The following is a 26,140-nucleotide window of genomic DNA, read 5'->3' as shown; positions in this document are numbered from 1 at the left end:
TTCAGTTCTTTGCCATTGCCGCGCGCTCAGCGACATCCAAGCGGCGCTCGATCGCATCAGCGAGACCCTGGTGGCTTGAAAGAGTTGGGTCCTCGTTGAGGATTCTCTCCCCCTCGCCCCGAGCGACGGCGATGAGATCCGCGTCAGTCACCACACGAAGGAGGCGAAGCGAGGAACGCACACCCGACTGCGCATCACCGAGTACGTTTCCTTCGCCGCGCAAAGTGAGGTCGGCCTCGGCGAGCTCAAACCCGTCTGATGTCGCCGCCACCGCCTCAACGCGGCTACGAGCTGACGACCCCGGCACTGATTCAGTGACGAGCAGGCACAGCCCTGGAACACTCCCCCGGCCCACACGACCCCTCAGCTGGTGCAGTTGGGAAACGCCAAATCGATCGGCTTCCAACACGATCATTGTCGATGCATTCGGCACGTCGACCCCGACCTCAATCACGGTCGTCGCAACAAGAACATCGATGTCACCCGCGGCGAACGCGCGCATGATCGTGTCTTTTTCTTCACCGGTCATTCGGCCATGCAATATTTCCACGCGGATGTTCCGAAAAAGCGGATGCTCCGCCAAAAGCGCCGCTGCCTGCACAACTCCCCAGCGCGCGTTGGGTGCTGCTCCCTCCGACGGCGGTTCGACAGCGGCCGGTGAGTCTGCTTCTTCTTCAGCTCGATCGGATTCGATCGCTTCAGGCGCGGTATCGATCGCCGGGCACACGACAAAAACTTGCCGCCCTTTTTCGACTTCTTCTGCCGCGCGTGCCCACACTCGTGGAAACCACGACGGTTTCTCGGCGATAGGAGCAACAAACGTTTGAATGCCCGCGCGACCCTCAGGAAGTGTTCTGATCGTCGACACGTCGAGATCACCAAATACGGTCATGGCAACAGTGCGCGGAATTGGTGTCGCTGTGAGCACCAGTGCATGCGGACTCGAACCCTTCGCGCGAAGCGACTCACGCTGTTCCACGCCGAAACGGTGTTGTTCATCAACCACGACGAGGCCGAGATCTGCGAACGTCGTGGAGTCACTGAGCAGCGCGTGCGTTCCGATAACGATGAGGGCCTGTCCCGAGGCGACACGTAGCGCAGCCCGGCGACGCTCCGCGGCAGTCAGCTGCCCGGTGAGGAGAGTAGGAATGAGTCGCGGTGCGAGATCGGGTCCCAGCATCCGTGTCATCGATCGCAAATGTTGCGATGCCAATACTTCAGTCGGCGCAATGAGCGCCGACTGACCACCAGATTGCGCCACCTGCAACATCGCGCGGAGCGCGACGAGAGTCTTACCTGATCCCACTTCACCCTGCACGAGGCGATTCATCGGCCAGGGAGCGACGAGATCCTTTGCGATATCCTCGCCCACCGTCAGCTGATCCGCGGTCCGCGTAAACGGGAGGTTCCTGTCAAAAACTTCCAGAAGATCGCCGGGCGCGCGCTCTGTCGCAGACAATTCGCGAACGAACTGCCGTTGCTGCAACAACGCGGTTTGCAAGACAAGTGCCTCTTGCCACCGCAGCGTATGCACTGCCTCGGGGATCACGTCACGTGAATCTGGGCGATGCATGCGTTCGATGGCTTCTCGGAAAGACAAGAGACCCTGTCTCGCGCGCAGATCGTCCGGAAGCGGATCGTCGATCGGGCCCAGTGTGTCGAGCACGAGCGACACGATTTTTCCGATCTGCCAACTGGAAACCGACGAAGTTGCCGGGTAGATCGGGATGGGGTGATTTGTGTACGTTTCTGCGGACGACCGCGCTTGTTCGTCGTCGTCGAAGATTTCGTAGTCGGGGTTGGCGAACTGCATTTCTCTGCTGTATGCGCCGACTTTGCCGGAGAAGATGCCACGTTTGCCGGGAACAAGCTCGGTTATTCGCCACTTCTGGTTGAAAAAGGTGAGTTTGACGTCGCCCCGGCCGTCGGTAATAACGACCTCGAGCAACGATCCGTTGCGCTGACGCATCTTGCGCTCGTTCGCTGATTTGATCTGAGCGATGATCGTGACCTGCTCACCCTCGATCAAGGAGTCGAGCGGAGTGAGTTCGCCACTCATCGCGTACCGACGCGGGTAGTGACTCAGTAAATCACCGACTGTGCTCATGCCGAACGCACGCTTTAGCGCCTTGGAGGTTTTGCCGCCCACCACACCTTCGAGGCGTGTGGCGAGACCAACAGACGTCATAACTTCGACTCTAGCTGCGGCATCCGACACTCATGTTTGTAGGGTGAGTAGCGTGACGCGCATTATTTCGGGAAGCGCGGGCGGCATACGCCTCGATGTTCCCGCTGCAGGTACCCGGCCCACGAGCGAACGAGTGCGCGAGGCACTTTTCAGCGCGCTCGACGCAGCGAATGCCGTAGACGGCGCCCGCGTCCTAGACCTTTACGCGGGGTCGGGGGCACTCGGTCTCGAAGCACTCAGTCGCGGCGGCGCCACAGCAACACTGGTCGAACGAGGAGCACCTGCGGTGTCGGTCGCCCAAAAAAACGCATCCCGCGTATCGAACGCCGCCGGCGGGCACGCAACAGTGCATCGCGCCGCCGTTGCCAAATATCTGGAGGGATCGCGCGAAACGTTCGATCTGGTGCTCATCGACCCTCCCTACGACCTTGCCGAAGCTGAGCTGGCGCAGGTACTGGAACTTCTTGTACCGAGGTTGGCGGCCGACGCACTGATCGTTGTCGAACGCGGGCGTAGATCACCAGAGCCCGCATGGCCTGACGGCGTCGAACGTACACGCGATCGCGCCTATGGCGACACAGTGATGTGGTGGGCTCAGCCGCGCGCAGAATCCCAGTCACGATAGGGGTCCCAGCCGCTCTCACCGTCGTATGGCTCGCCGTCGATCGTTACTGGCGCGGCACCGACGTCTCGAACGGCTCCGACAGCACGAAATCCTTCGGGAAGCACTGCGCTCGGGGGAAAAGTCGCAAGCAATGCGTGGTCTTCCCCGCCAGATAGTGACAGCGGATCGTCGCCGACGCACTGTCGGTCGAAGTCGAGAGTGACCGTGGATGCCACGGCCATTCGACTTGCGTCGAGAACGAGGCCGTCGGAGACATCCATCATCGCGGAAGCTCCCGCGGAAGCCGCTGCTGGCCCGAGTGCGACTGGTGGAAACGGGCGTAGCTGGCGACTCAACGCCGTACCGTCCTCATCCGACAGGGAACGTAGCGCAGCGGGAGAAATCGCAATCGGAGTGCCGCTTGCGTCCGTGAAGTGCGAGAAGAGCAGATCTAGGCCGCGCGCTGCTACCCCCGTATCACCGGCGATAGCGATGATATCTCCGGGTCGTGCTCCCGACCGCGTCACGGCCGCGGCGTCGAGCACGCCAAGCGCGGTAACAGCGACGACAAGCGTGTCCGACACGGTCAGATCTCCTCCCTCGACCGCGCAGCCCGGCGCCAAAGCCTCGCACGCCGCACGCAGCCCATCGGCTATGTGCTCGACAAATGACGCACGCGTGGCATCCGGCATCGCCAGCGCGACCAGAAGAGCTGTTGGACGTGCGCCCATGGCGGCAACATCGGCGAGATTGACCGCGGCAGCTTTCCATCCCAAGTCGAAACCGTTCGACCATGCGAGTCGAAAGTCCGGTCCGTGCACCAGCGTGTCGACAGTCGCTACGAAACGACCGGACGGAGCCGCGATAACGGCGGCATCGTCGCCAGGCCCGAGTAAAGCACGGCTCGGTGAAAGACGTGCGAGGATCCGAGCGAGGATTTCTCCTTCGGAAAGTTCGCCAACAGTCGGATCAGACACGGTCATCCCTCAACGCTAGCGGCGGTTAGCCTGGAAGAGTGACCCGATCCTTCCGCGCCTTCGTCGTTGCGCTTCTGGCATTCGCCGTCGTCTTGACAGGGTGCACGTCCACGGTATCGACAGAGCCTGCGGTCGATGCGAACGACCCTCTGTGCGCAGAAATGATGGTGCGGCTACCGTCAACCGTCGATAACCTCGATCGCCGCTGGACTGATTCTCAAGCGACGGCTGCATGGGGCGACCCGACGGCCGTGATTCTCACTTGTGGACTGGAAGAGCCGGGTCCCTCGACTCTTCCTTGCCAGTCCCCCGGCGGCGTCGACTGGCTCATCGACGACAGCGAAGCGCCGTACTACCGATTCACCACATTCGGGCGGAGCCCCGCTGTGCAGGTGTATCTGAACTACGACGAGGTGTCAGGAAACGATGTACTGCAGGCGCTTGCGAGCGCTGTTTTCCAGATTCCACAGAAGGGCGGCGAATGCACCGACCGCCCGTCGACCGATAGTTAAGCGACTCGTTCGAGAGCAGCGTCGATGAGTTCGGAGACGAGATCGGCGTAGCTCAGCCCTGACGCTTCCCAACACTTCGGGAACATCGATATGGGTGTGAAGCCAGGCATCGTGTTGAGCTCGTTGACGACCGGGCCGTCGGCGGTCAAGAAAAAGTCGACACGAGCAAGACCAACTCCGTCCACCGCGGCGAAGGCACGTCGAGCGACGTCCTGCACAGCCGCTGTCTCGGCATCCGTCATGTCGGCAGGACAGACGACCTCTACTCCGTCGCCTCCGAGATACTTGCCCTCGAAGTCGTAGAACTCGCGGGTCGTCAAAACAATCTCGCCCGGGAGCGACACTCGCGCTTCATCACCCGCACGCCCCTCAAGCACCCCGACCTCAATCTCGCGACCCACGGCTCCTTGTTCGACGAGCACCTTCTCGTCCTCATGGAACGCGATCTCCAATGCCTCAACGAGCTCGCCGATAGCGTGGACTTTCGACACGCCAACGCTCGATCCGGCCCGTGCGGGCTTGATGAACCAGGGAAAAGCGAGACTTTCAGCACGTGCAGCGAACGAATCGAGGTCTCCATCCCATTCGTTCTGACGAACAGTGATCGACGGAGCTACTGGTACGCCCGCGGCCTGCAGCACGATCTTCATGAAGTGCTTGTCCATGCACAGGGCAGAGTCGAGCACGCCACCACCGGCATACGGGATCTCCAGCGTGTCGAAGAATCCTTGGATCGTGCCGTCTTCGCCGTGAGGGCCATGAAGAATCGGCAACACGACATCAATTGTTCCGAGATCCACAACCTCGCCATCAGCCTGACGCACGCGGAGCGTCCGCTCTCCCGCCGCCTCCGGCCACAACACACGCGTTCCGTTGTCGACTACCGCCGGCATCGCGTCGGGGACGAGCGCGAACTTCTGGGGATCATCGTCTTCGAGCACGAACGCGCCTTCTCGAGTGATGCCCACCGGGATGACCCGGAACCGGTCACGGTCAATCGCCCTGAGGACTCCGCCCGCTGTGACGGAACTGATCGAATGCTCGCTGGAACGTCCGCCAAAGAGCAGCACCACCGCTGGCTTGTCCATTGTTGGTCCTCTCACCTTGCGGCGTGTCGTCGTCGGTTGTCAGGTGTGGGGCGATGTCTCGCGGGTCCATGGTGCCGTCGAGAACTCGCTTGACCTGCTCGACGATGGGCATCTGCACACCCGCCGAGCGGGCGAGCTGCAGAATCGGCGCAACCGACGCGAGGCCTTCGGCAGTCTGTTGCATCTGCTTCACAACATCTTGGAAGCTATAGCCCTGGCCGAGCAGTCGACCCGCCGTGTTGTTTCGACTCAGCGGCGATTGGCACGTAGCGATAAGGTCGCCGAGACCCGCCAAGCCCTGGAGCGTCTCCGGCTCGGCGCCTTGAGCAACAGCGAAGTCCGTCATCTCGACCAGACCACGAGTGATGATCGAGGCTTTTGTATTCTCGCCGTACCCGACCCCGTCGACAATTCCGATGGCGACCGCGATGAGGTTCTTCAGTACGCCGCCGAACTCAGTGCCTACGACATCGGTGTTTACGAAACTACGAAAATAGCTGTTGCGTGCGCGCCGCGCCACAGCCTCAGCCGTCTCGGCGCTCACGGAGGAGATCACAGCCGCGGTGGGCTGTTCGCGGGCGATTTCTAGCGCAAGGTTGGGCCCTGATGCCACCGCTATTCGCGCGGGATCGCATTCGAGAGCTTGCTCGATGACCTGACTCATCCGCAGCCCGCTGCGCTTTTCCACCCCCTTCATGAGCGAAACCAGCGGAACGCTGTTGTCGCGGACGAACGGTCGCAGAGCGCTGAGGTTGTCGCGAAGGCTTTGGCTGGGCACCGAGAGGAATATCTGCTCAGCGCCCGCGAGCGCGTCCGCGAGGTCAGATGTCGCGGACATCGATCGCGGTAGGTTCACACCGGACAAATACTTGCTGTTGCGTTTTGCTTCGTTGATCTCCTGTGCAAGCTCAGGTCGGCGCGCCCACATGACGACGTCGGCACCACCGTCAGCCAAGATCTTCCCGAACGTCGTTCCCCAGCTACCAGCGCCGATCACCGCGACGCGAGGCGCAGCAGCATCGCTTTTACGAGTCAAGTCGACCCGTTTCCCGCTGCCCGTGCTCAGACGGATTCCACCGTTCTGCTGGCGCTTGCTCGCCACGAATCTCGCCGAGCATCTCCGCGATCTTTTCCATGACGGCATCCGTTGCTGCAACGAGGACAGACGGGGGCGTCGGCTTCTCGCCGCGCTCAGGCATCGGAACTGCCGGGCCGAGTACGACTTCAATGCGCTTCCGCAGTGGCCACAGGCTCACTTTTCCGTAGCGCGGCATGATCTCTTGCACACCCCAGTGCGCCATCGGAATCAAAGGGATGCCGCCAGCAACAGCGACGCGGACTGCACCGGTTTTGCCACGCATGGGCCACGCGTCAGGATCGCGTGTGAGTGAGCCTTCGGGATACACGATGACACCGCTACCCTCGTCCACCAGGTGATGAGCAGTTTGGATCGTGTGCTTGGCAGACGACGCATTCGACGTTCGCGCAACAGGGATCATTCCGGTGGCACGCAGCGCCCATCCGAGAACGGGAACTTTGAAAAGGCTCTCTTTCGCCATGAATCGTGGTGCGCGGCCGATTCGCCAGACGGCGACCGCGACGATCACGGGATCCACTTCGGAGTAGTGGTTCGGAGCGAGAACATACGCACCTTCGGTGGGAAGGTGCTCCGCCCCCGTTATCTCGATCTTCGTGAAGATTCCGACGATAGGGACCACAATCGCCGCCAGGGGCCAAAAAACGCTGGGCCTAGACTTCTCCGTCGACGCACGTCGTCGCGGGGCTGCAGCGCTCACGCCTTAGCCGATCACGTCAAAGTCTGCGCCAAGAGCGGAGAGTTTGTCGAAGAATTTCTCGTAACCGCGGCTAATGATCCCAACGTTCTTTACGACCGATTCGCCTTCAGCCGTCAGAGCCGCGATGACGTGGCTGTATCCGCCACGGAGGTCAGGAACAGTGATCTCCGCGCCACGAAGATGAGTCGGGCCGTTGATCACCGCAGCCTGCTCAAGGCTTCGGCGCGGCACTCGGCGCGGACCCTCTTGCAGTCCGTGAGGGTGTACGACGATGTTCGCGCCCATCTTCACGAGAGCGTTGGTGAAGCCAAAGCGGTTCTCATAGACGGTCTCATGCACGATCGACTCGCCTGCCGCCTGGGTGAGAGCAACAATGAGGGGCTGCTGCCAGTCGGTCATAAATCCTGGGTGCACGTCGGTTTCGACCGTGACCGGACGAAGCGACTCGCCCCGACGGAAGAGAATACCTTCTTCTTGGATGTCGAAGTCCGCACCGACCTTGCGCATCACGTTGAGGAAAGTCAGCATCTCCTGCTGCTTTGCCCCCCTGACGAAGATCTCGCCGTCGGTTGCGAGAGCAGCGCAAGCCCAGCTCGCAGCTTCGTTGCGGTCGAAGATCGCACGGTGGTCGTAACCGTGGAGCTTATCGACGCCCTCGATCAGAATCACACGGTTGGGCTCATATGAAATGATCGCGCCCATCTTCTGCAGCACGGCGATGAGATCCATGATCTCGGGCTCGATCGCGGCGTTCCGCAGCTCTGTCACACCCTTGGACCGCACGGCTGTGAGCAGCACCTGTTCGGTGGCGCCAACGCTCGGGTACGGCAGGTGAATGTTCGCACCGTGCAGACCGTTCGGAGCAGAAAGACGGATACCTGTCGGCAGCTTCTCTACAACTGCGCCGAACTTGCGCAGTGCATCGAGGTGGAAGTCGATCGGTCGGTCCCCGATGCGGCATCCACCGAGGTCGGGGATGAAGGCCTGACCAAGCCGGTGCAGCAGCGGACCGCAGAAAAGAATCGGGATGCGAGAGGCACCTGCGTGAGCGTCGATCTCCTCCATATGCGCAGACTCGACATCACTCGGGTCGAGGTGAAGCGTTCCGTCTTCCTCGCCGTCAACGACGCGCACACCGTGCACCTCGAGAAGCGATCTCACGACAGCAACATCACTGATGGAAGGAACGTCGCGCAGCACACTCGGGCTCTCGCCGAGGAGGGCTGCAACCATGGCCTTCGTCACGAGATTCTTCGCGCCCTTGACCCACACCTCTCCGGAAAGCGGCTGGCCGCCGCGGATAGCGAGCGTTTCACCGGTGGGGCCCTTGGGGTTATCCGGCGTTGAGATATCGCTGAGGAGTGTCATAAGCGGTGGTGCCTCACTGTATGGGAAGCGGCGGCACCGGTAAGGTGCGGGGCCTCCAGGATTCGCGTCGCGCTTCGTAGGCGGCGATCTTGTCTTCGTTCCGAAGGGTAAGCCCGATGTCGTCGAGCCCCTCAAGGAGCCGCCACCTAGTGTAATCATCGATCTCGAAAGCGACGCGGAGGTTGCCATGTTCAGCAATCCGCGTTTCGAGGTCAACGGTCATCGGTGTTGAGGGGTCCGACTCGATGGACGCCCACAGTGCTTCGAGGTCTGCCTCGGTGATAATCCCGGTGAGGAGCCCTTGCTTGCCCGCGTTTCCGCGGAAGATGTCGGCGAACTTCGGGCTGAGTACAACCCGAAATCCGTAATCCCGTAGCGCCCATACCGCATGCTCGCGGCTTGAGCCGGTGCCGAAGTCTGGTCCAGCGATCAGAACCGAAGCGTTTTTGTACGCCTCTTGGTTGAGGAGAAAATCGGGGTCCTGACGCCAGTTCGCAAAGAGAGCGTCGTCGAACCCGGTCTTCGTCACTCGCTTCAAATACACCGCAGGGATGATCTGATCGGTGTCGACCGATGAGCGTCGCATCGGCGCTGCGATTCCGGTGTGAGTAGAAAACTTGTCCATCTCAGCGCACCTCCGCCGTTGTCTGCGCCGCTGTGGCGGCGTCAAGTTCTTCAAGATCGCTCGGGCTCGAAAGTGTGCCTCGCACCGCTGTAGCTGCAGCTACGAGCGGTGACACAAGGTGAGTACGCCCACCTTTACCCTGTCTGCCTTCGAAGTTGCGGTTACTCGTCGAGGCGCATCGCTCCCCCGGAGCCAGCTGGTCCGGATTCATACCGAGGCACATCGAGCATCCGGCGAAACGCCACTCTGCGCCGAATTCGATGAAGAGCTTATCGAGGCCTTCAGCCTCTGCCTCTAGGCGGACACGGGCAGAGCCAGGCACGACCATGACGCGAACGCCATCAGCCTTCTTGCGCCCCGCAATAATCGAAGCGAAAGCGCGAAGGTCTTCGATGCGACTGTTTGTGCATGAGCCCATGAAGACCGCGTCAACGGGCACCTCTTTCAGCGGAACGCCAGGCGTGAGCGCCATGTACTCCAGGGCACGCTCTGCGGCAACGCGATCGTTGGGGTCGCTAAAGTCGTCAGGTGAGGGCACGACATCGCTGAGCGACACACCCTGACCGGGGTTTGTTCCCCAGGTGACGAACGGTTCGAGCTCGTTGGCATCAAGGAAGACTTCGGCGTCATATACGGCGCCCTCATCGGATGGAAGAGTTCGCCAGTAGCTGACGGCATCCTCCCAGTCTTGTCCTTGCGGAGCGTGGTCGCGACCCTTCACGTATTCAAATGTCGTCTCGTCGGGAGCGACCATTCCGGCGCGCGCACCGGCCTCGATCGACATGTTGCACATCGTCATACGGCCCTCCATCGAGAGCGCACGAACGGCGCTACCGCGGAATTCGAGCACGTAGCCCTGGCCGCCGTTTGTGCCGATTTTTGCGATGACAGCGAGAATGATGTCTTTCGCCGTCACACCAGCCTTCAGATCGCCCTCAACGGTGATCGCCATTGTCTTGAACGGTGTGAGCGGAAGCGTCTGAGTCGCCATGACATGTTCGACTTCGCTCGTGCCGATACCGAACGCCATAGCTCCGAACGCGCCATGAGTGCTGGTATGGCTGTCTCCGCAGACCACGGTGACACCGGGCATGGTGAGTCCGAGCTGCGGCCCGACAACGTGCACGATTCCCTGCTCTTTATCGCCCAGCGAATGCAGACGTACACCGAACTCCTCCGCGTTACGGCGGAGCGTCTCGATTTGCGTGCGCGAAGTGAGGTCGGCGATCGGTTTGTCGATCGCGAGCGTCGGAGTGTTGTGATCTTCCGTCGCGATCGTCAGGTCGACGCGCCGAAGTGGCCGACCTTCCGCGCGAAGGCCATCGAACGCCTGCGGGCTCGTAACCTCATGCACGAGGTGCAGATCGATGTAGATGATGTCCGGCTCGCCGTTTTCACCTTTGACCACCAAGTGGTCGTCCCACACTTTTTCAGCGAGGGTACGGGGGCGTTCCGGAATGACGGTTTCGTCAGGGATAGGTGTGCTCATTGCGTCGTTCTCCTGGGACAGAGGATCAAGCCCGCGACAGACTCCGCGACGAGGATGGCCTGGGGTTAGGCCTCGTCGCGGCCGCTAAGGAGAAGGCGAGCGATCCACACCCCACGAGGTTACCACCAGCTACCGCCTCCCCCTCGCGGCCGCCGCACTCCGTCCGTATGCACTCGCCGAGCCCTCGAAGGGTCGCAACACGCCGCAATGCATCGCGCCGATGTCGCGGAGTACGGCGTGTTGCGACCCTTCGGCGGCAGCTGATGGCGCGCGGGAATTTCTGCACACCTGGGCAGGAACAGGGGTTGTGCACCTGTTCCGTCGTAAACGAGCCGGCACGGATGCGTCGGCTGACTCTTGTGCGATGAGAACAGCGCAACCGCTACCGGCCGCGTGGCAGCACCGAAGCTTTTCCGTGGCGGATGCTGTGGCAAACGGTATCCCGGAGCAGCGTCTGCGCCGCCGCGATCTGCATGCCCCGTTCCATGGTGTGCGAGCACCAGCATCCGCGCATCTGGACGACCTGGAACTCGCCCGCGCATATGCGTCTCGCCCCGCAGCCGAACTCGTCTTTGCGCACGCGACGGCCGCGAAAATATGGGGCTTTCCCATGCCGGGATGGTTGGAGCGCGGCACCGATCTGCATGTGCTGCACCTTGGTGGCGGCCGCGCGCCTCGCGGTCGGGGGATCGTTGGCCACAAGACTTTGAAGCGACTGATACCGGAGCGTGTGTCGGGGCTGAACGTCACCTCCGCCATCGACACCTGGCTCATGCTCGGCCGGTGTCTTAGCGTCGACGAACTGATAGTGGCGGGCGACCGGCTACTCCAGTGGCAAGGAGAGCTCGCGACGCGAGACGCGATGGACGATTCCATACGTGCGAACACAGGTGCTCGCGGCATCCGGAACGCGCGCCTGGCATTCGACGAAATACGAGCTGGATCGCGATCGCCTCGCGAAACCCTCACTCGACTCGCGATAACTCGGTGCGGTCTTCCTTATCCGTCGCTGAACGCCCCGATCGCTCTCGCGAACGGGAGTGTTGTACACGGCGATCTCGTGTGGCGGCGCTGGCGGGTCGTTCTCGAGTACGAAGGTGAGCAGCACCTCTACGACGATGCGCAGTGGGCAAAGGACCTACGCAGGTACAACGACCTAAGCGCGGTCGGCTGGGTCACGATTCGAATCACCAAACGGATGCTGCCGCCCGAGATCGTCGCAGTGACAGCTCGAGCGCTGAAATCAGCCGGCTGGCGAGCTCGATGAGAGCCCGACTCGCTCTCGGCCCGCTACTTGGGTTCATCCGCGATGGGTCGCCAGCGGAGCGGAGATCGGGCGCAGTGCAGAGCCCACACGGGAGGATCGATCGCCGAGCGCGGCTACTCGACCGCGGGCGGCATTCCCTTTTCTTCAGCAACGGCTGCGGCGGCATCGGTCGCCGTCGAAGCTCGTTTGTCACGGGCTGATGCGATGAGGCTTGCGCCCGTTGCCACCGCCATCGATAGAACGATCACGGCAAGAGACATCCACGTGGATATCTCTGGAGCCCATGCGATCGGTTCTCCGCCGTTGATGAACGGAAGCTCGTTTACGTGCATCGCGTGGAGTACGAGTTTGACGCCGATGAAAGCCAGGATGAAGGCGATGCCGTAGTGCAGGTAGCGGAGTCGATCGAGAAGATCGCCGAGCAAGAAGTAGAGCTGACGCAACCCCATGAGCGCGAAGATGTTGGCGGTAAACACGATGAACGCGCTCTGAGTAATGCCGAATATCGCGGGGATCGAATCGAACGCGAATAGCAGGTCCGTCACACCGATAGCTGCGAACACGATGATCATCGGCGTGAACATCTTCTTGCCGTCGACGACGGTTCGCACTTTCGCACCGTCATAGTGGTCGCTGATGTCTATCGTGCGACGAAGGGTTCTGACGATGAGGCTCTCGTTGTTCGTGTCCGAGTCTTGATCTCCCCCTGGAAATGCTTGTCGGATCGCAGTCCAGACCAAAAAAGCGCCGAAGAGGTAGAAGATCGGGCTGAAGTTCTCGATAACCGTCGCACCGACAAGGATGAATGCTCCGCGAAGAATGAGGGCGATGATGATCCCAACCATCAACACTTCCTGCTGATAGCGCCGAGGCACGGCGAACTGAGTCATGATCAGCACGAACACGAACAGATTATCGATCGACAGGCTGTATTCGGTCAGCCAGCCGGCCACGAATTGACCGGCGTATTCGCCTCCGGCAAAGAGCCACATGAGGCCCGCGAACACGAGCGCCAACAGTACATAAAACGCAACCCAGAGTGACGACTCACGTGTCGACGGAATGTGCGGTCGTCGCAGGATGATCAGCAGATCGGCGAGCAGAATCAGCGTGAGTCCAACGAGAGAGCTGATTTCAAACCACAGCGGGAGTTGCAGGTCCATTCCGGGCCTTTCAGGCAAAGAGGGTCAAAGAGCACCGAAAGTCTCTCCCCGCAGCATGGGCTACGACACGTGACCGGAAATGCTGCACAGCACTTCGTGATGACGACCACGCGTTCTCGGGATACTCCCCTTCGCGCGTCCACTGTATCGGGACAACAATCCTTGAGACGATCGCGGCGTTGCCGACACATAGCTACTGAGAGACTGAGAACGGGATGCCTTGACAACAGGGCACCTTTGACGGACGGAGCCGGGATGCCCCACACGCGAGCAAGCGACGCCGACCTGATTGCGCGCGCAACAGCCGGAAGTGACGCCGCGTTCAGGGAGCTTTACCGCGCATACGGCGAAGCCGTCTATCGGATCGCTTTTGCAATCACGCGTCAAGCATCCGATGCCGAAGACGTCGTGCAAGAAACGTTCGTTACCGCGTGGCGAAAGCTGCGCGGGTTCGAGCTCGAAAGCACGAGCGCGCTCCCCTGGCTCGCAACGATCTGTCGCTTTCACGCGGCGAATCGGGTACGTCGCCAGAAACGTGAGCGTGAGCACATCACGTCGAGTGAGAGCGAGAAGGCATCATTGTCGATCGACGTGGAGCAGCAGATCATCTCCGCTGATTTAGCGGATCGAATTGCTCGCGAAGTACGGGGGCTCTCCGATATTGATCGTCAGATCTTTGTGCTGTGTGTAAGTGAGGGCTACGCCTACGTCGCCGCGGCCGAAGCGCTCGGTGTCACGCACGGTGTCGTCAGAAATCGTCTCTCCCGTATCCGCACTAAATTGCGCACCGTCGTGAAGGAGACAAACTAATGAACGAGTCCACGCCCGCGCGGCACGAAGACCTTCCCCCTTTCCCGACCGACCGCATGGATCTCGTCGAGCAAAAAATGCTTGAGGCGATCCGTTCTGACCGAACAAAAACGCGAACGCGCCGTCGGCGCGTGTGGACATCGGTCAGCGCCGCGGCCGCTGTTGTCGTTGTTGCCGCGGTCATCTCCCCGGCGGTTGTCGGAGACCTTCGTGGAACGAACACCGGCTCGGTGACAGTCACCAACGAATCTCTGAGCGATAGCAGTGCTGCGATGGACGTTCCGATGACGACGAGCGGCGAAGCTGGCCTCAACACTGTCGAAGGAGCGACAGCTGAGGGGGGTGACCGCAGCGAAACGGGCGCAGACATCATCGCCTCCGGCGCTCTCACTCTCACGGTCGATGATCTCGATGGTGCGGCCGCGAGCGTCACTTCGGTGATCTCGGATGCCGGAGGTTACATCGAGAACGAGTCGCGAACCAGCGGTGGCGACATGTCGGGTCTGATGTACGACACCAGCATGCCGGCGCCTGGAACAACCGATGGCGTGTGGATGAATGTCCGGGTGCCCGCCGACGACCTCACCGCGGTGATGTCTGACCTCCGCGCACTGGGAACCGTCACGTCCTCTTCGCTGTCTCAGGACGACGTAACAGACCAAACCGTCGACCTGCGAGCACGTATCGACGCGGCTGAGGCTTCGGTTACGCGGTTGACGGAGCTCATGGCGCAGGCTGATTCCACATCCGATCTTTTGGCTGCTGAGACAGCTTTGTCAGAGCGCCAAGCCACGCTCGAGTCGTATCAACAGCAATTGGACTGGTTGGAAAGCCAGGTCTCGATGTCGAGTATTTCGATAAACCTTTCTGCTGCTGAAGCGGATGCCACGCCGGAGCCGGTCGGATTTGTCGATGGCCTCGGCGCGGGATGGAGCGGCTTGATCGTCACGCTCAACGCAATCCTGATTTCGCTGGGCTTCCTGTTGCCGTGGATCGCAGTTATCAGCGTCGCCTCGCTTGTCATTTGGCTGATCGTGCGGCTTGTAAAGCGAGCTCGCACACGCATCGCACAAGCGCCTGTCGTGTTTCAGGAAACGGCGACGACCGGCGCTTCGACGTCAGAGAAAGTTGACGACGCACCGGAGAAATGAGCTAACCGCCCCACACAGCGCTAGTGTCTTCGAGTGAGCTTTCGCTCGAACCCGTCACGGCAACGCCGCACGGCACGACACCAACGTTTCCGTCTACACCCGGCACAAGCCGTGGTAGTCGGCTTTGCGCTGACGATCGCGGCGGGCACCGCCCTCTTGGTGTTACCGATAGCAAAAGCTGGACCAGGCGGCGCGAACTTCGTCGAAGCGCTCTTCACTGCGACAAGCGCCGTGTGTGTCACGGGCCTCACTGTCGTCGATACCGCAGTTTTCTGGTCGCCGTTCGGTCAGGTCGTCATCATGCTTCTGATCCAGCTGGGCGGGCTGGGGATCATGATCTTTGCATCGCTCATCGGGCTTGTCATCGCCCGGAAGCTCAGCGTGCGATCGCGACTCAACACCGCGACAGAGGCCAAACAAATCGGCTTCGATGACGTACGTGGGCTTGTGCGAGGCATCGTCAAGATTTCGCTCCTGATCGAAGCAGCTGTGTTCCTGATGCTCTTGCTTCGCTTCACGCTCGGCTATGGGTATTCGATCGGCAAAGGCGTGTGGTTCAGTCTTTTTCACGCGGTTTCGTCGTTCAACAACGCTGGGTTCGCGCTGTACAGCGATAACTTGATGAGCTTTGTTGAAGACCCCTTTATCTGCCTTCCTCTGTGCGTTGCGATCATCCTGGGTGGTTTGGGCTTTCCGGTCATCATGCAGTTGAAGAAAGAGTTCCGCAGCCCGCTCCACTGGTCGATGAACACGAAGATCGTGCTCTGGGGAACGGGCGTACTGCTCATAGGTGGCTGGCTCTACATCACCGCGTTGGAATGGAACAACCCGGACACCTTCGGCCCACTTTCACCGTGGGGCAAGATCCTTGCGGGGTTCTTCCACTCCGTTCAAACGCGAACGGCCGGCTTCAACTCCGTAGATATCGGAATGATGCACGACGAAACATGGCTGGGGATGGATGTGCTGATGTTTATCGGCGCCGGCCCGGCGGGCACCGGTGGTGGTATCAAGGTCACAACATTCGCGGTTCTCTTTTTCATCATGGTGACTGAGTTGCGTGGCGAGGCCGCTGTCAATATCTTCGGCAAGCGACTCTCGCGGGCTGTTCACCGCCAGGCGATAACTGTCGTGCTCATTGCCGTGGGAGCAGTCGTCTCGGGCGCGGGAATGCTGATGGTGATTTCGGGTGAACCCATGGATCAGTCACTCTTCGAAACGATCTCCGCTTTCGCGACGGTCGGACTTTCGACGGGCATCACCAACGAGATTTCAACGTTCGGGCAAATTGTTCTGGTCGTGCTGATGTTCCTTGGCCGCCTCGGACCGCTCACACTTGGAAGTGCCATCGCCCTGCGTGATCGGCACATTCTTTACGAACTACCGAAAGAAAGGCCGGCCATTGGGTAGGTTCCCGATTTTCAGCGCGAGAGACACCTCGCGCCGTATTGCCGAAGCAGACTCAGTTGCCGTCATCGGACTTGGTCGCTTCGGCAGCTCACTAGCTCTCGAGCTCATGGCCAGCGGGACAGAGGTTCTCGGCATCGACAATCACGAAGAACTCGTGCAGTCACTCAACGGAGAACTTACGCAGGTCGTTCGCGCAGACGCCACGAAACCGGAAGTTCTCGCGCAGCTTGCACTCGAAGAATTCGACCGAGTCGTCGTCGCAATCGGCAACGATGTCTCGGCATCAATTCTGACGTGTTCGGTCCTGCTCAATATGAAAAGTCCAGTGATCTGGGCGAAAGCCGTTAACGATCAGCACGGCCTCATTCTCGAGCAACTCGGCGTTCAACATGTCATATACCCCGAAAAGGATATGGGGCGTCGTGTCGCGCACCTCGTGCGTGGGGCGGCCCTCGACTACATCGAAGTCGCTAAGGGCTACGCTCTCGTGAAAGCACCGGTGCCCGGCATGTTCCAGAATGTAGCGCTCGGAGCAACCGATCTGCGGAAGACTCATCGCGTCACAGTGGCAGCATTCCAGCACGGCGACCAGCCGTGGACCAACGCCGACAATCAAACGGTTCTGGTCGAGGGCGACACGATACTCATCGTGGGCGCCACTGCCGATGCAGAGGCATTTGCACAGCTGCGATGATGCGGGGGCGCTAAGGCCGAACGGGCGAGACCTGGATCGTGGCCACCGCCCGATCATCAGCTTCGGCATCCATTTCGCTGACAATCGCGCGCACAGCGGCGCGGCCTGCACGGTTAGCGCCGACCGTCGAGGCCGAAGGACCGTAGCCCACGAGGAAAAGACGAGGTTCGTCGAGCGATCTTGCTTTATCTGCGCGGATTCCCCCGCCCGGCAAACGCACGTGAAGGGGAGCCAGGTGCGTGAGCGCTGCACGGAAACCAGTGGCCCACAGGATTACGTCGGCGGGTACGAATGTCCCATCAGGCATTCGCGCCCCGTCCCTTTCGAGGGCGCTGAACATCGGGTGCCGCACCAGCACTCCACGGGCCGCTGCCGCGCGTGCCCACGGTGTCCAGTGCATTCCCGTGATCGAGATGACGCTTCCGGGCGCGAGTCCCTCCCGCACCCGTTCGTCGATCCCCGCGATCGCGGCAACTCTCGTGGGGATATCGAAATCAGCGTCGATCCACTGCGGCTCGCGTCGAGTCATCCAGGTCGTCTCGGCCACATGCGAGATCTCATCGAGAAGCTGGATAGCTGATACGCCAGCGCCGACGATGATCACTCGCTTTCCGGCGAACTCGGCAGCGGAAACATAGTCCGCCACGTGTAGTTGTCGGCCTGCAAAAGCTCCTGCGCCTGGATGGTGTGGCCAGAACGGCTTCGTCCACGTGCCGGTCGCGTTGATGACGTATCGCGCGTCCCACGCACCCCGCGATGTTTCAACGCGCAGTCTGCCGTTCGGATCGTCATCGTCACGGCGGACTGCTGTGACATTCACCGGGCGTTGGACGTGAAGGTCGAAGCGGTTTTCGTACGCAGCGAAGTACGTCGGCAACACATCACGACTTGCCGCTTTCGGATCGGCGGGTGGAACCGCGAATCCCGGCAACTCGTGGATGCCGTTTACGGTCGCCATCCGAAGCGACGCCCAGCGGTGCTGCCACGCACCCCCGGGATGTTCATTCGCATCCAGGACGATGAACGTTCGACCGGCATCAACCAGCTCGGCGTCATGGGGCACAAAGCCCCGACGTCGCAGGTGGTAGGCCGCCGAAAGGCCAGCCTGTCCCGCGCCGATAACGACGACGTCCACCTCACGAATCGTCATGAAGAGGGGAACACCCGGCGCGAACCGCGCATTCCCCTCGGAAAGCCTCTAGTGAGCCGAACTCTGCTCGCGCGCGGGAAGCACCCACCCCTGGCGAGGAAAGTGGCATGTGTAGCCATTCGGGATGCGCTGCAGATAGTCCTGATGCTCCGGCTCGGCCTCCCAAAATGGGCTCGCCGGTTCAATAGTCGTGACAGCTTTACCGGGCCAAAGCCCCGATGCGTCAACGTCTGCGATCGTGTCGCGCGCCACCCGCTCCTGCTCATCAGAGAGCGGGAAGATTGCCGAGCGATAGCTAGTGCCGACGTCATTCCCCTGACGGTTCAAGGTCGAAGGATCGTGAATCTGGAAGAAAAACGCCAGGATGTCGCGGTACGTCGTTTTCTGCGGGTCGAATACGATCTCGACGGCCTCCGCGTGGCCTGGATGATTGCGGTATGTCGCGTGATCGTTCGAACCGCCGGTGTATCCGACGCGGGTGTCGAGCACGCCCGGCTGTCGACGAATGAGGTCTTCCATACCCCAGAAACATCCGCCAGCGAGCACTGCTGTTTCGTTGCCGGAAGTCTGTGTGATGGTGCCGTTATCGGTCATGATGCCTGCTCCTGAGTGTTCGTTGAGTCGAAGAGGTGGCGGTACTCACCGTATCCCTGTGATTCGAGATCGGCGACCGGCACGAAACGCAGTGACGCCGAGTTCATGCAGTAGCGCATACCGCCAGCCTCGCGGGGGCCGTCATCGAACAGATGGCCGAGGTGACTGTCTGCGAGCGCAGATCGCACTTCCGTCCGCTTCATCCACAGCGAGCGGTCGATCTTCTCGTTCACGGCTCCGCTCTTCAACGGCTTCGTGAAGCTTGGCCATCCCGAGCCGCTCTCGAACTTGTCTGTCGACGAGAACAAGGGCTCACCTGAAACGACATCGACGTAGATGCCATCGTCATGGTTGTCCCAGTACTCGTTGCGAAATGCTGGCTCGGTGCCATCTTCTTGCGTGACGCGGAACTGATTGGGCGTGAGACGCGCAAGCGCCTCGGGAGTCTTGCGGTAGTCGTGTGACACGTTTCCTCCTTTATCGACGCCACTGGCTGAGACGTCAATAGAGACAACGGATGTCGGTCGCCCGCTGTTCCTTCGAGGCTGGGAGCACGCTGCGAATAATCGCAGCCATCCCGAACTATACCGTACGACCGGTAAAGTTAAATTTATGAGAGCCAGCTCCCGTGACGAGATCCTTGACGCCGCCATCAGCGTCGTCGACGCCGATGGTCAGGCCGACATCACCTATCAGTCCGTCGCACGAGCTGCGGGTTTAACAAAAGCCGGGTTGATGTACCACTTCCCCACGAAGGACTCGATGATGATCGCTCTCATCGAGCACGTCATCGCAAGGTGGCAGGTTGAACTTCAAGCCGCATTGATCGTTCCGTTGGCTGAAACCACGCTTTCGCAACGAATTCACGCTTTCGTGCAATTCGCCGGAGATGGTGGCGCGACGCCGGGTGAGTTTGTCGTGTTTTCTGAAGCTGTGCGCCGACCAAACTTGAGCGCTCCATGGCTCGAATATCTCCAGACTTGGTTCGGGTTTGGAAAAGGCACCGACATGATGCCGCTCCTCCTCGTCTGGCTGGCTACCAATGGGCTGTGGATCGCAGAAGCCACAGGCGTACTGAGCATCGAACCCGAGCAACGCACAGCGCTCATTAGTCGTCTCCTCTCACTAGCCGATGAAGTGCCCTCGACATGAAGCACCCGCAGATCGCACAGCTCCCACCACCGCGAGTACTACCCAGAAAGAACCCCCATGTTCACCATCTCCCCCGCATCTCCCTCTGACGTCTCTGTCGTTTCGAGAATGCTCGCCGCCACGTTCTCCGATGAGACGGTGATGAGCACTCTCATCCACGGATCTCATCGCCAAGAACGATTCACGGAGCTTTTCGCAGCCATCCTCCGCTCCAGCGCGCTCCGCACGGGTCGGGTCGATCTCGCCCGCAGGCAATCCGACGGCATGGTTCTCGGAGCGGCGATCTGGGAACACCCCAGCCAACGGGCATCGATTCTCGCTCACCTGCGAGAGCTCCCCACTTTCGTGGGTGCACTCGGGTGGCGCGGACTACGTGGCGCAATTCAGCTAAAGACCACTCTTGCGCGTCACCGCCCCGCCGAGCCGCACTGGTATCTGTCACAAATCGGAGTGAGCGTCGAAGCTCGCGGGGCGGGCGTGGGTGCAGCGCTGTTGGAATCCCGGCTGAAGAGCATCGATGCCGATGCGGCCCCGGCCTACCTCGAATCGTCGAACGAGCGCAATCGCTCGCTGTACCGTCGTCACGGGTTTGAAGCCGTCTCATTGATCAGCGGTATCAAGAATGCTCACCCCATGGCGATGTGGCGCCCCTCCCACCGCAAAGAGAAGACAGAATTGTGAGATGAGTTTGCTCTTCTCCCCCCTCGCGGTGCGAAACGTCACCTTCAAGAATCGCCTGTGGGTCGCACCAATGTGTCAATACAGCGCAGAAGATGGCGTCGTCAATGACTGGCACCACGTGCACCTGTCGCAATTCGCCAGCGGCGGGGCAGGCCTCATCGTGACCGAGGCCGCAGCGGTCGTCCCCGAAGGCAGGATTAGCCCCCGCGACGCCGGCATCTGGAACGACACGCAGCGAGACGCCTGGGCCACGATCACCGAATCCATCCACGCTCGCGGATCGTTGGCGGGCATCCAGCTCGCTCACGCCGGGCGCAAGGCATCCACTTGGTGGCCGTTCTCCGGGCAGTCAGGCAGCGTGAGCGAGGTCGAAGGCGGCTGGGAGACGCTTGGGCCCTCGCCAATTGCATATGAGGGGTTCCACGCGCCCAGAGAGATGACTGCGGCGCAGATCATCGCAACGGTAGAGGCTTTCCGTCTCGCGGCCCGTCGCTCGATCACCGCAGGATTCGACGTCATCGAACTTCATGCAGCTCACGGATACCTTCTACACGAGTTTCTTTCCCCGCTCAGCAACACACGTACTGACGCGTGGGGCGGCAGCCTGGAGAACCAGGCTCGGCTACTTCTTGATTTGGTACGCGCTGTGCGCGACGAAATCGGCCCAAAGGTCCCACTATTCGTTCGATTTTCAGCGACAGACGCAGCTCCGGGTGGGTTGACGACAGACGATGTAGCCACCGTTGCTCGCTGGACGATCGAGGCAGGAGCCGATCTGTCGGATGTCTCTACGGCGGGGCTCGTGGCGCACCAGAAGATCACCGTGGGACCGGGGTATCAGGTCGCGCATGCTGCCCGCGTCCGCGAGGTGAGCGCTGCTCTGACCGCCGCGGTTGGGATCATCACAAGCGGACCTCAGGCGGAAGGGATTCTGCAGGCGGGCGACGCGGACGCGATCTTTGCCGGCCGCGAATTTTTGCGGGACCCGCACTTTGCTCTTCGGGCAGCGTCAGAACTGGGCGAGGACCCCGAGACGATCTGGCCGCCCCAGTACATCCGCGCATACCGTTCCGTGCCCCGATAAGCACCGCCAAAAGTTTACGGATCGCCTTTCTAGGTAGACGCCATGAGAAGGCTGAGGAATACCTGCGGCGGCATACGCCCACAGTTACGCTGAGGGTCAGTTTCCAGCCGTTAGGGGCATCCTCATGAATGAGCGCTACCCGTTTTCCGCCCAGCCTTGGCTGTCGGCATACGCCCCGAACGTTCCCCATCAGATCGGTGAAATCACTGAGACGTTGCCGGACATGATCGAGGCGAGTGTTGAGCGACACGCGCAATCTGTCGCGCTTGAATTCTTCGGCGCAACCACGACCTACGCTCAGCTCGGTGCACGCATCACGCGAGCTGCGGAGGGCCTCCGGCTCCTGGGCGTGCAAGCAGGCACTCGCGTCGCTTTGGTCATGCCCAACAGCCCCGCCCACATTGTGGCGTTCTACGCGACACTTCGATTGGGCGCGATCGTGGTCGAGCACAATCCGCTCTACACAGCTCATGAGCTCGGTCGGCAGTTCGTCGATCACGGCGCCACCGTCGCGATCGTGTGGAACCGGGTGGCCGACACGGTATCGGGTCTGCCAAAAGACACGCGGCCCCGCCACATCGTGAGCGTCGACATTACCCGCGACATGCCGCTAGCGAAGCAAGTCGCGCTGCGTCTGCCCGTTGCGAAGGCTCGCGCTGCGCGTGACCGCATCACGGCAAGCCCCAAGGCCAAGGAACTCATTCCTTGGCAGAAGATCGTTTCCGCGGCGCCGCTATCTCCGCATGCGCCCCGTCCCGAACTCGATGACGTTGCCCTTTTGCAGTACACGAGCGGTACGACCGGGGCACCTAAGGGCGCAATCCTCACTCATCGCAATCTCCGCGCAAATGCGATGCAGGGCCGCGCTTGGGTGCCGGGTCTTCGCGAGGGCGAAGAGGTCTTCTACGGAGTACTCCCCCTGTTCCACGCCTACGGCCTCACGCTGTGTCTGACATTCGCGATGAGCATCGGTGCAAAACTGGTCCTGTTTCCCACGTTCGATGTCGATCTCATCAAAGACGCAGTCCAGAAGAGTCCGCCCACGTTCTTACCCGCGGTTCCGCCGATCTACGACCAGCTGTCACGCGCGTCGAACAACGGCACGATTGATCTCCGCTCGGTGCGCTTCGCGATATCCGGCGCGATGAGTCTTCCCGTTTCCACAGTAGATCGATGGGAAAAGGCCACGGGGGGCCTTCTCGTCGAAGGCTACGGAATGACGGAAACTTCGCCGGTCGCTCTCGGAAATCCCATCGGCGAAAGCCGCCGCCCGGGGACGGTGGGAGTGCCGTTCCCGAGTACAGACATTCGCGTCGTCGACCCCGAGGACATCTCCGTCGACCGCGGATTTGGCGAGGCTGGTGAGCTTCTCCTCCGTGGCCCCCAAGTCTTTTCCGGGTACTGGGGCCAGCCCGAGCAAACCCGAGAAGTACTACTCGACGGCGGATGGCTACGCACCGGCGATATCGTCACAGTCGCAGAAGACGGATTTGTCACCGTCGTCGACAGGTTGAAAGAGCTCATTGTCACGGGCGGGTTCAATGTCGCCCCGACCGAGGTCGAAGAAGCGCTTCGTGCTCACCCATCGGTCGCTGATGTCGCCGTCGTGGCTCTCCCGCGCGGCCAGGGCGGCGAGCAGGTCGGTGCAGCAATTGTTCTCCGTGAGAAGTTCGAGCAGGATGCCGCAGCCATACGCGACTTCGCCCGCTCGTTACTCGCTGAGCACAAAGTACCCCGTCGAATCGTGTTCGTCGATGACCTGCCACGCTCACTTGTCGGTAAAGTTCTTCGCCGCGAAGTGCGTGAGCGCATCATCGGCGCCCCGAAACAGACCTCCTAGTCACGCTTTCACCGCGGCGGAGGAAGCGGATGCTTCCTTCTCAGGATGATTCGCTGCCCTAACGTCCATGCGACAGTGACTGTGAGGTAGAGCACCGCCGCCAGGGGTACGAAGAGCGCGAATCCCGCCGTGACGAACTGCAGCACGCCCACGAACCGCGGCGCATTTGGCATCGAAAACGCCCTTCGTGACAGCTCGGCGACCAGCGCGATCACCAGCACGAAAGCGCCAAACACCGCAATTGTCGAAAGCGTGAGTGTGCCCGATCCCCACGAAGACACGAAGCTCGCACCGAGAGATACTCCAAAGAGCTGCTCTGTCATTAGCGCATTCGCGTGACCTGCGATGCTGGTGTGCAGAAAGAGCGCGTAGATAACGCCGACCACCGGAGCCTGTAACAGCACCGGAAGGCACCCCGCGGCCGGTGAAACCTTTTCGGTCGCATAGAGGTGCATCGTCTCTCGTTGCAGTCGTTCCCGATCTTTGCCGTATCGAAGCCGCAATTTGGCCAGTGCGGGGGCTAGTCGTGCCTGCGTCTGTTCAGATTTCGCTTGCAACACACCGGCCGGAATCAGAGCGGCTCGTGCCAGCAGGGTGATCAGGACGATGGCCGCGGGGGCCGCTGCACCACCCACAACCGGTTCGAGAATTGCTGCGAGCATCATGAGCCCGCTATACGCCGCGTCGAGAACTGCGGCAATCGGTGGGAAAGAAAAAGGGTCCATTACGTATCCGTTCGTCGGAGTCGAGTTCGGGCTGCATCGCCACGAACTGCGCCGAGAATCAGCGTCGGACCCCTACAGGAGGGGGACGTGAATGTGCGCGAGCTACGTGGCCAGGGCCACGATCCCTGGGGCTCGCGAGCGGATGTGGCCCGCGGCATCCGGGTCGCTCTGCGTGAGCGGTGAAGATACATCTATCTCTATAGCCGGCCTCGTCGGACCCTGCGGCGCGTCCGAGGCCAGCGTAATCAGCCGCACCGATAGAGCGACGAGGGCTACCGCCATCAATGCGACAACGACGACGGTCGACGAGGAGCTTTGGAGAGCGGTCAAACCGACAGCGAGAAGGCAGAACTGCATCATGGAGCGGATTGACTCGAACATGCGCACTCTCCCCTCGTTCAGGACGTCTCAAGCTAGCACGCTGACAGGGCACTGAGGAAAGCAAATAGGCAGAGAAAAAGCCCCGGCCGTTACCACACAACCGGGGCGAGACGAATGAGAGTCCGCCTATCGATGTCAACACTACCGCACTTTCGGCGAAGTAACGCGTCAATACGAAAACGCCCGTCCTAAGGACGGGCGTTTTCGGTTGGTGACCCCAGCGGGATTCGAACCCGCGTTACCGCCGTGAGAGGGCGAGGTACTAGGCCGCTATACGATGGGGCCGTTCACGCAACCGTTCGATTATGCCATGAGAAACACAGACCAGACAAATCGAGCTCGATCCCGCGTCGCTGCTTGCCGCAAGGTAATTGCGGGAGTTGACTGAGCGTTATGCGAGTGACTAAGTACGAACATGCCGCCTTGAAAATCGAGAACGAGGGTGCAGCCCTCATTATCGACCCGGGCGTCTTCACCTCTCCCCTGGCAGAGCTGGGGAGCGTCGCTGGCGTCGTTCTGACGCACGAGCATCCAGACCACTGGACACCAGCTCACCTCGATCGAATACTCGCCGCACACCCCGGCATTCCTATCTTCGCGCCGGAGGGTGTCGCCAAGGCCGCTCCCGGATACGAGATAACAATCGTGAAGCCCGGGGACGCAGTGAGCCTCGCGCCGTTCGCACTAAAATTCTTCGGTGGCGACCACGCAGTGATTCACGAGAGCATCCCGATGATCGACAACGTCGGCGTCTTAGTGAACGACGAGTTCTATTACCCGGGTGACTCTTATGCAGTGCCGAAGCATACAAAGGTCAAGCTGCTTGCAGCACCCGTTGGTGCACCGTGGTTAAAAATAGGCGACGCAATCGACTTCGTGCTCGCAGTATCGCCGCAGGCTGTGTTCGCAACGCACGACATGACCCTCTCGCAAGCGGGGCTCGGGATGGGACGCGAGCGTCTCAAATGGGCGGTCGAGCAGGGTGACGGTGAGTTCATCGAGCTTGAACCCGGTGACTCCACAGAGCTCTAGTCGCTCCAAAAAGACGGATGCCGCGGCACCCCGTAGGGGATTGCCGCGGCATCCGTCTTTTTGGCGAGTTACGCCGCGTCGAGGTCCGTCTCAAGAAGTGCGACAAGTTCGTCGAGCGCCTGCTCGGCGCCGTCGCCCTCGGCCTTGAGCGTCACCACGGTGCCCTGGGCCGCGCCCAACCCCATGAGCGAAAGGATGCTTCCCGCATTCAGATCAGCACCACCCTCGACCGCGATGGTCACGGGAACCTTCTTCTCTTGCACCGCCTGCACGAACAGCTTTGCGGGGCGAGCATGAAGCCCCGACGAGCTCGCGATTGTGGCCTGGCGTTCTGCCATGGTGTCTCCTTACGTTGGTCC

Annotated in this window: 27 protein-coding genes and 1 tRNA gene; 12 read left to right on the top strand and 16 right to left on the bottom strand. The window is 60.9% G+C overall.

Going from position 1 to position 26,140, the window contains the following annotated elements; genetic code table 11:
- Position 1: 1 nt before the first annotated feature.
- Positions 2 to 2,188: an ATP-dependent DNA helicase RecG gene (locus G6N83_RS12760; RefSeq protein WP_165142621.1), complete on the bottom strand. Its 2,187-nt coding sequence runs from the start codon at positions 2,186 to 2,188 to the stop codon at positions 2 to 4.
- Between the two features lie 52 nt (positions 2,189 to 2,240).
- Here G6N83_RS12760 and rsmD point away from each other — a divergent pair, with 52 nt between their 5' ends.
- A complete protein-coding gene (gene rsmD, locus G6N83_RS12755) occupies positions 2,241 to 2,813 on the top strand; it encodes a 16S rRNA (guanine(966)-N(2))-methyltransferase RsmD (protein WP_183408391.1) in 573 nt (190 codons plus the stop codon).
- Here rsmD and thiL read toward each other — a convergent pair.
- Positions 2,783 to 3,775, bottom strand: a complete 993-nt coding sequence (gene thiL / locus G6N83_RS12750) for a thiamine-phosphate kinase (RefSeq protein WP_165142617.1) — start codon at positions 3,773 to 3,775, stop codon at positions 2,783 to 2,785. The two genes, rsmD and thiL, sit on opposite strands and share 31 nt — an antisense overlap.
- A 32-nt stretch (positions 3,776 to 3,807) precedes the next feature.
- Between thiL and G6N83_RS12745 the strand changes: the two genes are divergently transcribed.
- Positions 3,808 to 4,281, top strand: a complete 474-nt coding sequence (locus tag G6N83_RS12745; protein ID WP_165142615.1) for a DUF3515 domain-containing protein — start codon at positions 3,808 to 3,810, stop codon at positions 4,279 to 4,281.
- Here G6N83_RS12745 and G6N83_RS12740 read toward each other — a convergent pair.
- Genes G6N83_RS12740 through leuC form a run of 6 tightly spaced genes read right to left on the bottom strand, consistent with a single transcriptional unit; the run spans position 4,278 to position 10,647 of the window.
- Positions 4,278 to 5,369, bottom strand: a complete 1,092-nt coding sequence (locus G6N83_RS12740) for a D-alanine--D-alanine ligase family protein (RefSeq protein ID WP_165142613.1) — start codon at positions 5,367 to 5,369, stop codon at positions 4,278 to 4,280. The genes G6N83_RS12745 and G6N83_RS12740 overlap by 4 nt on opposite strands.
- Entirely contained in the window at positions 5,275 to 6,405 is a 1,131-nt protein-coding gene (locus G6N83_RS12735) for an NAD(P)H-dependent glycerol-3-phosphate dehydrogenase (RefSeq protein WP_241246217.1), read from the bottom strand. The genes G6N83_RS12740 and G6N83_RS12735 overlap by 95 nt, the downstream gene beginning before the upstream one ends.
- A complete protein-coding gene (locus G6N83_RS12730; protein ID WP_165142609.1) occupies positions 6,395 to 7,165 on the bottom strand; it encodes a lysophospholipid acyltransferase family protein in 771 nt (256 codons plus the stop codon). The genes G6N83_RS12735 and G6N83_RS12730 overlap by 11 nt, the downstream gene beginning before the upstream one ends.
- A 3-nt stretch (positions 7,166 to 7,168) precedes the next feature.
- Positions 7,169 to 8,533 carry a UDP-N-acetylglucosamine 1-carboxyvinyltransferase gene (gene murA / locus G6N83_RS12725; RefSeq protein WP_165142607.1) on the bottom strand — a complete coding sequence of 455 codons (1,365 nt, stop codon included), beginning with the start codon at positions 8,531 to 8,533 and terminating at the stop codon, positions 7,169 to 7,171.
- A gap of 13 nt (positions 8,534 to 8,546) precedes the next feature.
- Positions 8,547 to 9,158: a 3-isopropylmalate dehydratase small subunit gene (gene leuD, locus G6N83_RS12720; RefSeq protein WP_165142605.1), complete on the bottom strand. Its 612-nt coding sequence runs from the start codon at positions 9,156 to 9,158 to the stop codon at positions 8,547 to 8,549.
- A 1-nt stretch (position 9,159) separates the two neighbouring features.
- A complete protein-coding gene (gene leuC, locus G6N83_RS12715; RefSeq protein ID WP_165142603.1) occupies positions 9,160 to 10,647 on the bottom strand; it encodes a 3-isopropylmalate dehydratase large subunit in 1,488 nt (495 codons plus the stop codon).
- Positions 10,648 to 11,011: 364 nt separating this feature from the next.
- Here leuC and G6N83_RS12710 point away from each other — a divergent pair, with 364 nt between their 5' ends.
- The gene (locus tag G6N83_RS12710) at positions 11,012 to 11,914 is read left to right on the top strand and encodes a hypothetical protein (RefSeq protein WP_165142601.1); all 903 of its coding nucleotides are present in this window, start codon (positions 11,012 to 11,014) and stop codon (positions 11,912 to 11,914) included.
- A gap of 113 nt (positions 11,915 to 12,027) precedes the next feature.
- Here G6N83_RS12710 and G6N83_RS12705 read toward each other — a convergent pair whose 3' ends face one another.
- On the bottom strand, positions 12,028 to 13,077 hold the full coding sequence (locus tag G6N83_RS12705) for a TerC family protein (RefSeq protein WP_183408392.1): 1,050 nt from the start codon (positions 13,075 to 13,077) through the stop codon (positions 12,028 to 12,030).
- Between the two features lie 255 nt (positions 13,078 to 13,332).
- On the opposite strand from G6N83_RS12705, the gene G6N83_RS12700 reads away from it, so the two are divergent.
- The 4 genes from G6N83_RS12700 to G6N83_RS12685 are packed head-to-tail and all read left to right on the top strand — an operon-like array spanning position 13,333 to position 17,142.
- Positions 13,333 to 13,887: an RNA polymerase sigma factor gene (locus G6N83_RS12700; protein ID WP_165142599.1), complete on the top strand. Its 555-nt coding sequence runs from the start codon at positions 13,333 to 13,335 to the stop codon at positions 13,885 to 13,887.
- Complete coding sequence (locus G6N83_RS12695) at positions 13,887 to 15,038, top strand: DUF4349 domain-containing protein (RefSeq protein ID WP_165142597.1); 1,152 nt, start codon at positions 13,887 to 13,889, stop codon at positions 15,036 to 15,038. The genes G6N83_RS12700 and G6N83_RS12695 overlap by 1 nt, the downstream gene beginning before the upstream one ends.
- A gap of 33 nt (positions 15,039 to 15,071) precedes the next feature.
- Positions 15,072 to 16,448, top strand: a complete 1,377-nt coding sequence (locus tag G6N83_RS12690; RefSeq protein ID WP_165142595.1) for a TrkH family potassium uptake protein — start codon at positions 15,072 to 15,074, stop codon at positions 16,446 to 16,448.
- Positions 16,441 to 17,142, top strand: a complete 702-nt coding sequence (locus G6N83_RS12685) for a potassium channel family protein (protein WP_165142593.1) — start codon at positions 16,441 to 16,443, stop codon at positions 17,140 to 17,142. The genes G6N83_RS12690 and G6N83_RS12685 overlap by 8 nt, the downstream gene beginning before the upstream one ends.
- 10 nt (positions 17,143 to 17,152) lie before the next feature.
- Here the strand turns inward: G6N83_RS12685 and G6N83_RS12680 are convergent, their stop codons facing one another.
- The 3 genes from G6N83_RS12680 to msrB are packed head-to-tail and all read right to left on the bottom strand — an operon-like array spanning position 17,153 to position 19,353.
- Positions 17,153 to 18,292, bottom strand: coding sequence for an NAD(P)-binding domain-containing protein (locus G6N83_RS12680; RefSeq protein WP_165142591.1), 1,140 nt, complete (start codon positions 18,290 to 18,292; stop codon positions 17,153 to 17,155).
- Between the two features lie 48 nt (positions 18,293 to 18,340).
- On the bottom strand, positions 18,341 to 18,886 hold the full coding sequence (msrA, locus tag G6N83_RS12675; RefSeq protein WP_165142589.1) for a peptide-methionine (S)-S-oxide reductase MsrA: 546 nt from the start codon (positions 18,884 to 18,886) through the stop codon (positions 18,341 to 18,343).
- The gene (msrB, locus tag G6N83_RS12670; protein ID WP_165142587.1) at positions 18,883 to 19,353 is read right to left on the bottom strand and encodes a peptide-methionine (R)-S-oxide reductase MsrB; all 471 of its coding nucleotides are present in this window, start codon (positions 19,351 to 19,353) and stop codon (positions 18,883 to 18,885) included. The genes msrA and msrB overlap by 4 nt, the downstream gene beginning before the upstream one ends.
- Before the next feature lie 145 nt (positions 19,354 to 19,498).
- Between msrB and G6N83_RS12665 the strand changes: the two genes are divergently transcribed.
- From G6N83_RS12665 to G6N83_RS12650, 4 genes are all read left to right on the top strand, one after another.
- Entirely contained in the window at positions 19,499 to 20,038 is a 540-nt protein-coding gene (locus tag G6N83_RS12665) for a TetR/AcrR family transcriptional regulator (protein ID WP_165142585.1), read from the top strand.
- 57 nt (positions 20,039 to 20,095) lie between these two features.
- Positions 20,096 to 20,719, top strand: a complete 624-nt coding sequence (locus tag G6N83_RS12660) for a GNAT family N-acetyltransferase (RefSeq protein ID WP_165142583.1) — start codon at positions 20,096 to 20,098, stop codon at positions 20,717 to 20,719.
- A gap of 1 nt (position 20,720) precedes the next feature.
- Positions 20,721 to 21,803 (top strand): NADH:flavin oxidoreductase/NADH oxidase, encoded by a 1,083-nt coding sequence (locus G6N83_RS12655; protein ID WP_165142581.1) that lies wholly within the window; start codon positions 20,721 to 20,723, stop codon positions 21,801 to 21,803.
- A 124-nt stretch (positions 21,804 to 21,927) separates the two neighbouring features.
- Complete coding sequence (locus G6N83_RS12650) at positions 21,928 to 23,643, top strand: long-chain-fatty-acid--CoA ligase (protein WP_165142579.1); 1,716 nt, start codon at positions 21,928 to 21,930, stop codon at positions 23,641 to 23,643.
- An 8-nt stretch (positions 23,644 to 23,651) separates the two neighbouring features.
- Here the strand turns inward: G6N83_RS12650 and G6N83_RS12645 are convergent, their stop codons facing one another.
- The 3 genes from G6N83_RS12645 to G6N83_RS12635 form a co-directional block, all read right to left on the bottom strand.
- On the bottom strand, positions 23,652 to 24,368 hold the full coding sequence (locus G6N83_RS12645) for a YidC/Oxa1 family membrane protein insertase (RefSeq protein WP_165142577.1): 717 nt from the start codon (positions 24,366 to 24,368) through the stop codon (positions 23,652 to 23,654).
- A gap of 102 nt (positions 24,369 to 24,470) precedes the next feature.
- Entirely contained in the window at positions 24,471 to 24,749 is a 279-nt protein-coding gene (locus tag G6N83_RS12640; RefSeq protein WP_165142575.1) for a DUF6412 domain-containing protein, read from the bottom strand.
- 209 nt (positions 24,750 to 24,958) lie between these two features.
- Positions 24,959 to 25,034, bottom strand: a tRNA-Glu gene (locus tag G6N83_RS12635).
- Positions 25,035 to 25,142: 108 nt separating this feature from the next.
- Between G6N83_RS12635 and G6N83_RS12630 the strand changes: the two genes are divergently transcribed.
- A complete protein-coding gene (locus tag G6N83_RS12630; protein ID WP_165142573.1) occupies positions 25,143 to 25,781 on the top strand; it encodes an MBL fold metallo-hydrolase in 639 nt (212 codons plus the stop codon).
- A 68-nt stretch (positions 25,782 to 25,849) separates the two neighbouring features.
- Here G6N83_RS12630 and G6N83_RS12625 read toward each other — a convergent pair whose 3' ends face one another.
- Positions 25,850 to 26,119, bottom strand: coding sequence for an HPr family phosphocarrier protein (locus tag G6N83_RS12625; protein ID WP_165142571.1), 270 nt, complete (start codon positions 26,117 to 26,119; stop codon positions 25,850 to 25,852).
- Positions 26,120 to 26,140 lie beyond the last annotated feature (21 nt).

It is taken from the genome of Microbacterium endophyticum, from assembly GCF_011047135.1.
Lineage (GTDB): Bacteria > Actinomycetota > Actinomycetes > Actinomycetales > Microbacteriaceae > Microbacterium > Microbacterium endophyticum.
This window is presented reverse-complemented; position numbering and strand designations above follow the sequence as displayed.